Here is a 12,636-nt window from a genome sequence, read left to right as displayed (position 1 = left end):
GCAGCGACCATGCCGACTTTCGACAAAACACAGGAACGCTTATTCGCGGTTTGTATCATCAAACGGTCGATGTGACATGGAGCACAGCGACAGCGAATGTGGCATCAAGACAATGGCGCCAGGAGGACGCGATGAGTGCAGGTGGGAGCGGTGCTTCGCTGCTGAATGTGACCAGGTCACGGCTACCGGGGATCGTCCGGCCCGCCGAGGCCCGGCGCCGGCTCCGCACTCGTCAGTGGGAGAACCCGCTGTACAACTCGCGTCCGCCGGAGCGGGAGTCCTGGGCCGTCACCGACGACGGTGCCCGGCTGCGCGTGCATCACTACGGCCCGGAGGACGCGCCGGTGCTGCTGCTCATCCACGGGTGGTCGTGCTGCATCGAGTACTGGAACCCGCAGATCAACGCGTTCGCCGAGAACTACCACGTGATCGCCTACGACCAGCGCGGCCACGGCGACAGCACCTGGGGCACCCGCAAGTTCGACTCCGACGTCCTCGCCGACGACCTGCAGGCCGTCGTCGAGCAGGCCGTTCCCTTCGGCACCCCGGCCGTCTTCGTCGGCCACAGCATGGGCGGCATCACCGTCCAGGCCTGGGCGCACCGCCACCGCGATCGGGTCGAGGAGCGCGCCACGGCGCTCGTCCTGGCCAACACGACGTGGGGCGGCATCGCCGAGGAGACCCGCGTCCTGCCGTTCCTCAACGCGCCGCTCAAGGCCCCGCTGCGCCCGATCCAGGCGGCGTTGTCGGTGCCGGTCCCGCTGCCGGGCGGCCGCATCGCCGAGAACCTGGTCCGGTCGCGCATCCTCAACCGCCGTGCGGCCACGGCCGATCACGCCGCGTTCGTCCTGGCGATGTCGCGCTCGTGCAACCCGGCCGCCCGCGCGAAGACCGCGGTCGCGCTGACCCAGCTGGCCCTCGGGCCGGTCGGCGTCGAGTCCATCACCGTGCCGACGACGGTCATCGGCGGCCGGCACGACCTGCTCCTGCCGCATGCGATGACCCAGCGCATCGCCCACGCCCTGTCGGTGCGCGGCTACCTCGAGGAGCTGGTCGTGCTCGACACCGGGCACGCGTCGAACGTGGAGGCGGTCGACGACTTCAACGCCGAGCTCCACCGCGTGATGTACACGGCGACGAGCGGGACATTCGACCGGACCCCGCTGACCGGCGCGGCGAGCTGAGACGCGCCCGTCGCCGACCCTGGCCGGCGGCCGGGATGGGACCTGCCATCGCCGATCACCAAAGGCGGCATGTCGTCGAACGCCGTGGGGTAGACATCAGGCCATGCGGCCCTGGATGTGTGCGTTCTGTGCCAACGAGTTCCCGCCGGCGGACTCGCCGCCGGAGATCTGCCCGATCTGCGACGACGACCGGCAGTGGATTCCGTCCGACGGCCCTGCCTGGTTCCGGCTCGACGACCGGGCGGACAACACGCTCGCTGCGACCGAGGTCGAGCCGGGCCTGATCCGGCTGTCGCTGGAACCGCGCGTCGGCATCGGCCAGCAGGGCTTCCTCGTCGAGACCCCCGCGGGCAACATCCTGTGGGAACCGCCGGGATTCGTCGGCCCCGCCCTGGTCGACGAGATCGAACGGCGCGGCGGCATCGTGGCCGTCGCCGCGAGCCACCCGCACCTGCTCGGCGCCGGGGTGTCGCTCAGTCGCAGGTTCGGACGGGTGCCGGTCTTCTACAACGCTCTCGACCGGCGCTGGCTGACCCGGCCCGACCTGGTCGTCGAGTTCTGGTCCGGCGAGACCGAGATCGTCGACGGGATACGGGTCGTCCGGTGCGGCGGCCACTTTCCCGGCAGTTCCGTGCTGCATCTGCCGAGGGCCGCCGGCGGCCGGGGCGCGATCCTGTCCGGCGACACCATCAAGGGCGTGCTGCAGCCGGGGATGGTCACCTTCATGCGCAGCTACCCGAACATGCTCCCGCTGTCCCCGCGACTGGTGCGCCAGATCGTCGGCCGGGTCTCCGCTCTCGGCTTCGACCGTCTCTACGACGCGTTCGGGGTGGTGGTCGAGAGGGACGCCAAGCAGGTCATCGAGACCTCGGCGCGCCGCTACATCGGCTGGGCGACAGACGAGATCACCGATCCCGACGACCCGGACGCGTGGTGAGCCGGCTCGTCCGGAGGTTCGGCGGATCTCAGTCGGCGGTCTCCTCGTCGGGGTATCCGTTCGGGTTCAGCGACTGCCAGCGCCACGTGTCGGCGCACATGTCGTCGATGGTCTTGGTGGCGTGCCAATCCAGGTCGGCATTCGCGCGGCTCGGGTCGGCATAGGACGCGGCGATGTCGCCGGGCCGGCGCGGGGCGATCTCATAGGGGATCTTCCGCCCGCTCGCCTTCTCGAAGGCGCGAACCACCTCGAGGACCGAAACACCTTTGCCCGTACCGAGATTCCAGGTCGACATGCCGGTGTCGCCGGTGCTGATCCGGTCGAGCGCGGCGACGTGGCCGGCGGCGAGGTCGTCGACGTGGATGTAGTCGCGCACTCCGGTGCCGTCCGGGGTGTCGTAGTCGTCGCCGTATACCGAGAGCTTCTCGCGACGGCCCACCGCGACCTGCGCGACGAACGGCATCAGGTTGTTGGGGATGCCGGACGGGTCCTCGCCGATCTGCCCGCTCGGATGCGCGCCGACGGGGTTGAAGTAGCGCAGCGCCGCGATGCGCCAGCGCTCCGAACTCGCCGCGACGTCACGCAGGATCTGTTCGATCATGACCTTGGTCCACCCGTAGGGGTTGGTCGCCGAGGTCGGCAGGTCCTCGGTCATGGGGAGCTCCGGGTCGGCGCCGTAGACGGTCGCCGACGAGGAGAACACCAGCGTGTACACGCCGTGCCGTTCCATGGCGCGCAGCAGCGAGAAGGTGGTGCCGAGGTTGTTCTGGTAGTAGTCCAGCGGCTTGGCGACCGACTCGCCGACCGCCTTGAACCCGGCGAAGTGGATGACCGCGTCGACCTGCTCGGTGGCGAAGAACCGCTCGGTCTTGTCGACATCGGCGAGGTCGAAGGCATGCACTGGGATGGACCGCCCGGTCAGGGCCTCCAGACGCCCCACGACGCTGGGCTTCGCATTGCTGAAGTCGTCGACGATGACGACGTCATGCCCGGCCGAGACCAGTTGGACCACGGTGTGCGAGCCGATGTAGCCCGCGCCGCCGCTGACGAGTACGCGCATGACAACACCGTAGGCGGCGTCGCGGGGAGAACGCCACGAGGTCAGCGGGTGATCTTCTCCGTGGCGGCGTACCTCGCCTCGACGGCGTCCTTGGCGGGCCGCCACCAGTCGGCGTTGGCGCGGTACCAGTCGATGGTGGCGGCCAGGCCGGCGCGGAAGTCGACGTACTCGGGCCGCCATCCGAGCTCGGTGCGCAGGCGGGTGGAGTCGATGGCATAGCGGCGGTCGTGGCCGGGGCGGTCGGTCACGAAGTCGAAGGCGTCCTTCGGCTGCCCCAGCAGTTCGAGGATGGTCTCGACCACGGTGCGGTTGTCGACCTCGCCGTCGGCGCCGATCAGATACGTCTCGCCGATCCGGCCCTTGTCGATGATGGTCCACACCGCGTCGTTGTGGTCGTCGACGTGGATCCAGTCGCGCACGTTGCGGCCGTCGCCGTACAGCTTGGGCCGCACGCCGGAGAGCACGTTGGTGATCTGGCGGGGGATGAACTTCTCGACGTGCTGGCACGGGCCGTAGTTGTTCGAGCAGTTCGAGATCGTCGCCGCCACGCCGAAGGAACGCACCCAGGCGCGCACGAGCAGGTCGCTGCCCGCCTTGGTCGAGCTGTAGGGGCTCGAGGGGTTGTAGGCGGTCGTCTCGGTGAACCGGGCCGGGTCGTCGAGGTCGAGGTCGCCGTAGACCTCGTCGGTGCTGATGTGGTGGTAGCGCACGCGATGCGCCCGGACTGCCTCGAGCAGGGTGTAGGTGCCGACCAGGTTGGTGTGCACGAACACCGACGGGTCCGCGAGCGAGTTGTCGTTGTGGGATTCGGCGGCGAAGTGCACCACCAGGTCGGTGTCGCCGACGAGCCGGTCGACCAGCGCGGCGTCGGCCACGTCGCCCTCGACGAGCTCCACCCGGTCGGCGACCGGGGCGAGGGTCTCCGGGTTGGCGGCGTAGGTGAGTTTGTCCAGCACCCGGATCGTCACCTCGGGTCGGGTGGCCAGCGTGCGCAGCACGAAGTTGGCCCCGATGAACCCGGCACCACCGGTCACGAGAACACGCACGACGTTCCTTCCGCCTCGGGGATCGGTGGTCGTCACTCTACCGAGGGCCGCCGATGCCGCCGGTCGACGCAGGTCCGACGGGCGACGGCGCCCGGGCACTAGGCTGAGCGGCATGCGAGGGATCATTCTTGCCGGCGGCACCGGGTCCAGGCTGCATCCGATCACCCAGGGCGTGAGCAAGCAGCTGGTGCCGGTCTACGACAAGCCGATGATCTACTACCCGCTGTCGACGCTGATGCTCGCCGGCATCCGCGACATCCTGGTCATCACCACCCCGCACGACGCCCCGGCCTTCCAGGGGCTCCTCGGCGACGGCGAGCAGTTCGGCATCAGCCTCGCCTACAAGACCCAGCCCTCGCCCGACGGCCTCGCCCAGGCGTTCACCCTCGGCGCCGACCACATCGGCGACGACTCGGTGGCGCTGGTCCTCGGCGACAACATCTTCTACGGCCCGGGCCTCGGCAGCCGACTGCAGGGATTCGAGAACGTCGACGGCGGAGCGGTGTTCGCCTACTGGGTGTCCAACCCGGAGGCCTACGGCGTCGTAGAGTTCGACGAGCACGGCACCGCGATCTCGCTGGAGGAGAAGCCGGCGCAACCGAAGTCGAACTTCGCGGTGCCCGGCCTGTACTTCTACGACAACGAGGTCGTCGAGATCGCCCGCGAACTGAAGCCCAGCGCGCGCGGCGAGTACGAGATCACCGACATCAACGCCCACTACCTCGAACGCGGGAAGCTCTCGGTGACCGTGCTCCCGCGCGGCACCGCCTGGCTCGACACCGGCACCTTCGACTCGCTGCTCGACGCCGGCAACTTCGTGCGCACCGTCGAACAGCGCCAGGGACTCAAGATCGCGTGCCCGGAGGAGATCGCCTGGCGCCGTGGATTTCTCACCGACGACGAACTGCGTTCCCGCGCAGAGGGACTCACCAAGTCCGGGTACGGCGCCTACCTGCTCGAGCTCCTCGAACGCGGCAAGCAGTTCTGACCGATCCCGGCAACGGCCCTCCCGACAGTTCCCCAGACGCGAAAGGCACATCCATGAAGGTCCGACCGCTCTCGATCGACGGCGCGTGGGAGTTCACCCCGGTCCAGCACGGTGACGCGCGCGGGCTGTTCGCCGAGGTCTTCAAGGGCGACCTCCTGTCGGAGGTGATCGGCCATCGGCTCGACCTCGCGCAGGTGAACCTGTCGGTGTCGGCGGCCGGGGTGTTGCGCGGCGTGCACTTCGCCGACGTGCCGCCCGGCCAGGCCAAGTACGTGACGTGCCCGTCGGGGGCGATCCTCGACGTCATCGTCGACATCCGCGTCGGATCACCGACCTTCGGGCAGTACGACACGGTCCTGCTCGACGACGTCGACCGCCGCGCGGTGTACCTGTCCGAGGGGCTCGGTCACGCGTTCTGCTCCCTCGCCGACGGCTCGACCGTCACCTACCTCTGCTCGACCGGCTACAACCCGTCCGGCGAGCACGGCATCAATCCGCTCGACCCGGAACTCGGCATCGAGTGGCCGACGCAGGGCCGCGACGGCCGCCCGCTCACCTACGAGCTGTCGCCGAAGGACACCGCCGCGCCGGGCCTGTCGGAGGCGCGGGAATCGGGACTGCTGCCGCAGCACGGCGACGTGGCCGCGTTCCTGCGGGGCCTGGCCGAAGAATAGCGTTCCGGCCGATCAGGAGTCGTGGTCCTCGGGCTTCTCGGCATTCTGCAGCGCGATGGCGCGGGCGAGGCGGGCGTACTTGACCTCGAGGTCGCGGAAGCGCAGATACGTCGACACCGTGGTGAACGCGAACGCGATCACCAGGAGGAACAGGACGAGGTCGAGTCCGCGCTGGATGCCGAGCTTGTTGGCGACCCAGGTGACGTCGTCCTGGCGCAGCATCGCGTACACGCCGAAGCAGATGAACGCGACGAACAGGATCTTCACGCCCGCAGACGACCTCGCGGTGCCGCGGTTGACGACGAAGAATCCGACGAGCGCGAGAAGCCCGATGATCGCGAGGATCTGGAACCAGATCATCGTGCCCTCACTTCCTCATCCGGGTGTGGAACAGGCCGTCGGCGACGATGTTGACCCCGTTGATCAACGACTGTCCTTTCGCCCGCGAGTAGTCGGTGTAGAGGATCGTGACCGGTTGCTCGGCGACCCGCCACCCGTGGTGGTCGATGAGCGCGATGAACTCCGACGCGTGGCTCATGCCGCTCATCAGCAGGTCGAGATCGTCGGCGACCTTCTTGTTGAACGCCCGCAGGCCGTTGTGGGCGTCGGAGAGCCCGAGCCGGCGCGTCCGCGGGCTCAGGAAGACGATGGTGCGCAACGCCATCCGGCGCAGCCACGGCACCGATTCGCTGCGGCCCTCGGCGAAGCGGGTGCCCACGATGATGTCGACCGGCTCGGTGCGCAGGCGGGCGATCATCGCCGAGACGTCGTCGACCTGATGCTGGCCGTCGGCGTCGAAGGTGACGAAGTAGCGGGCCCCGGGCTGCCGGCGCGCGTATTCGACGCCGGTCTGGATCGCCGCACCCTGACCGAGGTTGACCGGGTGGCGCACCAGGTGGACCCCGGCGGCGCGGATCTCGTCGGCCGAGTTGTCCGACGAGCCGTCGTCCACGCAGACGATGTTGGGGAAGGTCTCGCGGGCGGAGGTCACGACCTCGCGGATCACCTGGCCCTCGTTGTAGACGGGCACCACCAGCCACACGTCGGTGTTGGTGCTGGGGTCGGCCATGGTCAACAACCCTAACGTGGCCGGTCGCGGGCCTGTCAGCCGCCGGTGGCCGACGGTCTAGTCTTGTCGGGTGCCGATCGACGTGATGATGCCCTTCTACGGCGACGTCGCGCAGTTCCGGCTGGCCGTGAGCAGCGTCCTCGACCAGACCGATCCCGACCTGCGGCTGGTCGTGGTCGACGACTGCTACCCGGACCCGGCCCCGCGCGAGTGGCTGACGGGCCTCGGCGACGCCCGCGTGCAGTACCTGCGCAACGAGTCGAACCTGGGTGTCAACGGCAACTTCCGACGCTGCGTCGACCTGGTCACGGCCGACTGGTTCGTGGTGATGGGCTGCGACGACGTGATGCACCCCGACTACCTCCGGACCGTCCGCACGCTGGCCCGGCATCACCCGAAGGCATCGGTGATCCAGCCGGGCGTCGACGTGATCGACGAGAACGGCCGGCCGGTGCGCCCGCTGGGCGACCGGATCAAGAACGTCCTGGCGCCGTCCTTCGCGACCGAGCTGTCCGGCGAGCGATTCGTGACGGGGCTCTTCCACGGCAACTGGACCTACTTCCCGTCGTTGCTGTGGCGGACCGCCGCGGTCCGCAAGGTGGGGTTCCGGCCCGGCCTGGAGATCGTTCTGGACCTCGCGCTGCTGGTCGACCTGGCCGCGGCCGGCGGGTCGCTCGTCTACGACCCCGAGGTGGTGTTCTCCTACCGCAGGCACTCGGCGTCGGTGAGTTCGGTGCAGGCGGTCGACGGCCGGCGCTTCGACGAGGAGAACCGCTTCTTCGCAGAGGAGGCGAGGCGGTTCGCCGAGCGTGGCTGGCCGCGGGCCGCGCGTGCGGCGCGCCTGCACGCCACGTCGAGGCTGAACCACCTGCAGGCGCGGGTGGGCGCGTCGATCGGGTCCCTCGCGCGTCGTCGCTGACCGCGATTCGCAGGTCCGGGTGCGCAGGGATGCCCGGGCTGCCGTGTGGTCACACGGGTGTCGCGCGTGGACCCGGGCCGCGCCGGAGCACTCCGAGCAGGTGCACGCCGAGTCCCGCGACCGGTCCGAGGATCAGGGCGACGCAGGTCCGCACCTCCACGCCGGCCGGGAGCAGCAGCATCGCGACCGCGACGATCGTCGCCACCCACCAGCCCGCCGCATACCAGCGGTGGGCGCCTGCGGCGATGGCCGCCGCGCCGGTGACGGTCAGCAGCGCGAGGCCGGTGGCGCCGCCGGTGAGCAGGGCGACGACGAGGCCGTCGAGATCGAAGTCGGCGCCGAACACGGTCCGCAGCAACCACGGACCCACCATCCAGGCGGCCACCATGCCGAGGCCGCCGATGATCCCGACCACGCCCAGCGGCGCGGCCAGCGCGGCGAACGGCCGGTGGCGCCGGTCGACGAACCGGGAGATCAGCACGCCCTGGAAGCTGTTGAGCGGCACCAGCAGCGGTGCGCGGGTCAGGGTCACGGCGAGGATGAGCGCACCGATCACCCGGGCCTCGTCCGCATCGGGTGCGCCGCGCAGGTTGGCGGTGAGGTTGATCAGGACCGGGAAACCCATGACGAGGACGGCACTGGCCGCCGCGGCGGCCATCGCGGTCAGGGTGTTCGCGGTGAGACGGCCGGCCGGGACGTCTCCGCCGACGCCGAGGGCGGCGCGCGCCGCCGGTGAGACCAGCAGCAGGACGCACCACGACACCGAGCCGATGACCGTGATGACCAGGAACGCGGTGGTGCCCCAGCCGGCGGCCACCGCGACGACCGCCCCGGCGAGACGGATCAGCGCGTCCACCGACAGCAGCAGGGCGAAGGACGACCAGCTCAACATCCCCGACAATGCGCCGCACAGATGCGCGTAGACCGCGAAGCTCGCCACGCCGACGGCCAGCAGGACGACCGACAGCCCGCGCTCGGAGCTGAACACCTGACCGCCCCACAGGGGCGAGGAGGCGGCCACGAGCACGGCCAACCCGACCCCGATCCCGGCGTTCACCAGCACCGGATGCGAACGGCTCGGAGCGTCGGCGGCCGCGCGAACCGCCCGGGTGGTCTCCTGCAGCTGGCCGTTCTGGGCGCCGGTGACCAGGCCGTAGGCCGCCCAGAACACGGCGAACACGCCGTAACCGACCGCCCCGAGATGCCGGGCGGCGAGCAGCAGGACGAGATAGCCCGACGCCGCCGCGATCAGGGTCGCGATCGTCACCCGGCCCAGCGAGCGCGTGCCGGCGTCCCGCGGGGGCGGCGCGGAACCGCGCGGGTCGGGCGTCGACGCCGTCGGATCGCTCGTCATCGGTCGGCGCGGCCCACCGGGAACGGGGGCAGTTCCGGGGTGAAGAGCCAGGCGTCCCACAGGTCCTTGAGCGGTTGCGACGAGAAGTTCGCCGCCAGCGCCATGAAGTCCTCGGTGGTCACCGAGCCGTACCGGTACTTCTCGGTCCAGCGGCGCAGGAGCGCGAAGAAGCCGTCGTCCCCGACGGTCAGTCGCAGCGCGTGCAGGGTGAGCGCGCCGCGCTTGTACACCCAGTCGTCGAACATCTTGCGCGGCGTGGGGTCGGCGAGCGGCACGCGCACCGGGTGGGCGGCGAGCTTCTCGTAGTAGTGGCGTCCCCACTCGTCGGCGCTGCGGTCGCCGGACCGCTCGCTCCACAGCCATTCCGCGTAGCACGCGAATCCCTCGTGCAGCCAGATGTCGCGCCAGCGCGACGCGGTCACCGAGTTGCCGAACCACTGGTGGGCGAGCTCATGGGCGATGAGCCGCTCGGCGTCGCGGCTGCCGTCGCAGTGATTGGCGCCGAAGGTGGAGAAGGACTGCGCCTCGATGGGGATCTCGAGATCGTCGTCGGTCACCACCACGGTGTACTGCGGGAACGGATACGGCCCGAACATGTCGACGAACGCCGAGATCATCTCCGTCTGCCGGCCGAAGTCGACGCCGAAGTTCTCCTCGAGCCGCGGCGGGATGAGACCGGTCACGGGAAAGGGCTCGGAGGCCAGCGGGACCTGCTTGTACTGGCCGATCTGGATCGACGCCAGGTAGGTCGGCATCGGCTCGACCTGCTCGTACACCCAGGTGGTCCGCGCGGCCCGGACCCGCCGCGACTCCAGGACCCCGTTGGCGAGGGCGTGGTACGGGCTGTCGGTGGTGATCGAGATGCGGTAGGGCGCTTTGGCGATCGGGTGGTCGTCGCACGGGAACCACGACGCCGCGCCGTTCGGCTGGTTGGCGCACAGCGAACCGTCGGTCAGCTCCTCCCAGCCGACCTCGCCCCACGGGCCGCGGATCGGCCGGGGGCTGCCGTGGTAGCGCACGGTGATCGTCATCGCGCCCCCGGGCGGGATCGGCGTCTCGGGCGTGACGGTCAGCTTGTTGCGGCGATGGGAGTAGCGGGCGCGCTTGTCGTTGACCGACACGCGCTGCACCGACAGGGAACTCGCGAGATCGAGGCCGAAGCGCGTCAGCTCACCCAGCGAGGTCGCGGTCAGCACCGCCGTGCCGTCGAGGCGGTTGCTGGACACCTTGTACTCGAGTTCGAGTTCGTAGCGCGAGATCCGGTAACCCAGGTTGCCGTTGTCGGGGAGGTAGGGGTCCAGCACGTCGGACGGTGCTCCCAGCACTGGCCCACGGGCGTTGCCGCGTGACCCCGGGCCAGATTTGCGCGGCACTCTCGACTCCACTCCGTTCTGCCAGATGGCATCGGCCCCACCTGGATCGTGAAGGGTCACGAGGCGGTGTCGGTTGGGCGGCGATGTCTTGATTTCGGCGTATCACCCGCGGCGAGAAGGTGTCGTCGCAGACACTGAGAGAGTACCCGGCGGCGGGGATCCGCCGCCTGCCCGACGATGCGGGGAGAACGGCATGATCGGAAGTCTGGCGCAATTTCTCGCGCGACTGATACTGGGCATCATCTTCATCGCGCACGGTTGGCAGAAGCTCGTCACCAACGGCATGGACGCGACCAAGGCGGCATTCGGCCCGGCGGGGATGGACGTGCCGTTCCCGGAGTTCGCCGCCTACTACGCCACCTGGGTCGAGCTGATCGGCGGCATCATGCTGATCATCGGCCTGCTGCTGCCGCTCGTCGCGGTCCTCCTCATCGCGGACATGATCGGCGCGATCGTGTTCGTGCACGCCGACGCGGGGTTCTGGAACCTCGACGGCGGGTACGAGTGGCCGCTCGCACTGATCGCCGGCCTGCTCGCGGTCGGGTTCACCTCCAACGGCCGTGTCGCGGCGGACAGCTATCTGGTCCGCCGACGCCGACGCACCGACGTGGTCTGACCCCCGCGCAAACCCACCAGTTGTGGACAGAATCACCAGCCGAACAGCGGGTGGTTCTGTCCACGAAGGGTGGGTGTGTCGTCAGACCAGGGCGAGGCCGTCGATGGTCGCGGCGGCGCTCGCCTCCTCGGTGTCGCCGAGTTCGTCGACGAGCCGCGTGATCAGCTCGCGCTCCTCGTCGGCGTGGCGCAGTCCCACGCCGTCGATCAGTCCCGGCGAGATGATCTCCACCGGGTCGAGGCCGTGGCGGTGCGCGACGGCCGCGCCGAGGAGTCGGTGCGCCTGTGCGGGGTCGTCGTCCCAGACGGCGTCGGCGGTCAGCAGGTACAGCCGGACCGCGGGCGGATAGTCCTCGAGGTGCACGAGCGCCCACGCCCAGTGCTTGGCCACGTCGACGGTGTCGGCCTCGCCGCGACCGTGGGTGCGCACGTACTTGCTGTGCAGCTCGCTGCACAGGTAGTTGGCGTCGAGCCACAGGTTCAGGTGCGACATGCAGCGGACGCAGTCGTGGAGGTTGGAGAGGTACCTGATCGAGTAGGGGCCCTCGCGCCGTGCCCGGACCTCGCGGAGCACGGAGTACGACGCGAGCGCGTGATCGTATTCGCCCGCCGCGTAGAGGGCGTCGGCCTCGGCCTGTAGTTCCTCGATCATCTTTCGCATTGTCGTCCACCGGACCGGCCCTCACGTGCGATTTGACCGAACTGGGACAACCCGGTGGTCATGTCGCATCCTTGCGCCGGATCGGGTCGTCGGGCCTCTGGCACACGCCGGTGGAGGCTGGCATCGTGACATGCATGAAAGACGACATCGGCAGCACCCCGGAAGGCACCGACGGCGAGTACAGCCTCGACGAGGACGATCAGCTCCAACCCGAGGACACGCTGATCGATCGCGGCATAGACGACGTGCTCGACGAGGGGTACTCGCCGCCGGACTACCCGCCCAAGGGCGCGACCCGCGGGCTGACCGCCCGCGAACAGCGTGAGGGGGAGACGCTCGACGAACGTCTCTCCGAGGAGGAACCCGACGTCGGCGCGGCCGATCCGCTGGACGAGATCACCGCCGAGGAGCGTGCCCGAACAGATTGGCGCGCGCACGATTCCGACTACGACGAGGAGTTCGCCACCGACGACGAGGTCGGCGTCCGGCGTGCCGGCCGGCTCATCGCGCCCGACCTCGGCTCGGGCATCGACACCGAGTCCGAGGCGATCGCCGACGACGCGGGCATCGACGGCGCCGGCGCCTCCGCGGAGGAGGCGGCCGTGCACTACATCGACGACGAGGAGTAGCGCTCCCACCCGGCCGTCCGGGGACGCCGACGGTCGGTTGCGCGGGGGATCATCGTTGACAGGACGGGATGCCCCCGTGACGATGGATGCGGAGTCACGCCGTCGCACCCTCCGCACCTTGCCACGG

14 protein-coding genes are annotated in these 12,636 nt (G+C 69.7%); 7 read left to right on the top strand and 7 right to left on the bottom strand.

The features are described 5' to 3' along the window. Positions 1-131: 131 nt before the first annotated feature. Both GP2_RS18650 and GP2_RS18645 read left to right on the top strand, forming a co-directional pair. Positions 132-1,184, top strand: a complete 1,053-nt coding sequence (locus tag GP2_RS18650) for an alpha/beta fold hydrolase (RefSeq protein WP_006902143.1) — start codon at positions 132-134, stop codon at positions 1,182-1,184. Between the two features lie 103 nt (positions 1,185-1,287). Next, on the top strand, positions 1,288-2,121 hold the full coding sequence (locus GP2_RS18645; RefSeq protein WP_006902142.1) for an MBL fold metallo-hydrolase: 834 nt from the start codon (positions 1,288-1,290) through the stop codon (positions 2,119-2,121). A 28-nt stretch (positions 2,122-2,149) separates the two neighbouring features. On the opposite strand, the gene galE is transcribed toward GP2_RS18645, so the two are convergent. Both galE and rfbB read right to left on the bottom strand, forming a co-directional pair. Further along, complete coding sequence (galE, locus tag GP2_RS18640) at positions 2,150-3,181, bottom strand: UDP-glucose 4-epimerase GalE (protein ID WP_006902141.1); 1,032 nt, start codon at positions 3,179-3,181, stop codon at positions 2,150-2,152. Positions 3,182-3,222: 41 nt separating this feature from the next. Then, entirely contained in the window at positions 3,223-4,227 is a 1,005-nt protein-coding gene (gene rfbB, locus GP2_RS18635; RefSeq protein WP_006902140.1) for a dTDP-glucose 4,6-dehydratase, read from the bottom strand. Positions 4,228-4,339: 112 nt separating this feature from the next. Here rfbB and rfbA point away from each other — a divergent pair, with 112 nt between their 5' ends. Both rfbA and GP2_RS18625 read left to right on the top strand, forming a co-directional pair. Further along, a complete protein-coding gene (gene rfbA / locus GP2_RS18630; RefSeq protein WP_006902139.1) occupies positions 4,340-5,215 on the top strand; it encodes a glucose-1-phosphate thymidylyltransferase RfbA in 876 nt (291 codons plus the stop codon). Positions 5,216-5,268: 53 nt separating this feature from the next. Continuing rightward, a complete protein-coding gene (locus tag GP2_RS18625) occupies positions 5,269-5,889 on the top strand; it encodes a dTDP-4-dehydrorhamnose 3,5-epimerase family protein (RefSeq protein ID WP_006902136.1) in 621 nt (206 codons plus the stop codon). Between the two features lie 12 nt (positions 5,890-5,901). Here the strand turns inward: GP2_RS18625 and GP2_RS18620 are convergent, their stop codons facing one another. Both GP2_RS18620 and ppgS read right to left on the bottom strand, forming a co-directional pair. Continuing rightward, entirely contained in the window at positions 5,902-6,249 is a 348-nt protein-coding gene (locus GP2_RS18620) for a DUF2304 domain-containing protein (RefSeq protein ID WP_006902135.1), read from the bottom strand. 7 nt (positions 6,250-6,256) lie between these two features. Continuing rightward, positions 6,257-6,958, bottom strand: a complete 702-nt coding sequence (gene ppgS / locus GP2_RS18615) for a polyprenyl-phospho-N-acetylgalactosaminyl synthase PpgS (protein WP_006902134.1) — start codon at positions 6,956-6,958, stop codon at positions 6,257-6,259. 70 nt (positions 6,959-7,028) lie between these two features. Here ppgS and GP2_RS18610 point away from each other — a divergent pair, with 70 nt between their 5' ends. After that, on the top strand, positions 7,029-7,877 hold the full coding sequence (locus GP2_RS18610) for a glycosyltransferase family 2 protein (protein ID WP_040527455.1): 849 nt from the start codon (positions 7,029-7,031) through the stop codon (positions 7,875-7,877). A 49-nt stretch (positions 7,878-7,926) separates the two neighbouring features. Here GP2_RS18610 and GP2_RS18605 read toward each other — a convergent pair whose 3' ends face one another. Together GP2_RS18605 and GP2_RS18600 are read right to left on the bottom strand one after the other, a co-directional pair. After that, positions 7,927-9,231 (bottom strand): hypothetical protein, encoded by a 1,305-nt coding sequence (locus GP2_RS18605; protein WP_006902132.1) that lies wholly within the window; start codon positions 9,229-9,231, stop codon positions 7,927-7,929. Next, complete coding sequence (locus GP2_RS18600; protein WP_040527454.1) at positions 9,228-10,604, bottom strand: M1 family metallopeptidase; 1,377 nt, start codon at positions 10,602-10,604, stop codon at positions 9,228-9,230. Before GP2_RS18600 ends, GP2_RS18605 begins: the two co-directional genes overlap by 4 nt. Positions 10,605-10,797: 193 nt before the next feature. Between GP2_RS18600 and GP2_RS18595 the strand changes: the two genes are divergently transcribed. Further along, positions 10,798-11,220, top strand: a complete 423-nt coding sequence (locus GP2_RS18595) for a DoxX family protein (protein ID WP_006902130.1) — start codon at positions 10,798-10,800, stop codon at positions 11,218-11,220. An 81-nt stretch (positions 11,221-11,301) separates the two neighbouring features. On the opposite strand, the gene GP2_RS18590 is transcribed toward GP2_RS18595, so the two are convergent. After that, a complete protein-coding gene (locus tag GP2_RS18590) occupies positions 11,302-11,871 on the bottom strand; it encodes a hypothetical protein (RefSeq protein WP_040527460.1) in 570 nt (189 codons plus the stop codon). A 143-nt stretch (positions 11,872-12,014) separates the two neighbouring features. On the opposite strand from GP2_RS18590, the gene GP2_RS18585 reads away from it, so the two are divergent. Then, positions 12,015-12,509 (top strand): DUF5709 domain-containing protein, encoded by a 495-nt coding sequence (locus GP2_RS18585; RefSeq protein WP_040527459.1) that lies wholly within the window; start codon positions 12,015-12,017, stop codon positions 12,507-12,509. Positions 12,510-12,636: the final 127 nt, after the last annotated feature.

The organism is Gordonia paraffinivorans NBRC 108238, assembly GCF_000344155.1.
In the GTDB taxonomy this organism is placed as follows: domain Bacteria; phylum Actinomycetota; class Actinomycetes; order Mycobacteriales; family Mycobacteriaceae; genus Gordonia; species Gordonia paraffinivorans.
Note: the sequence above shows the minus strand (reverse complement) of the source record. Positions and strands in the feature narration are given on the sequence as shown.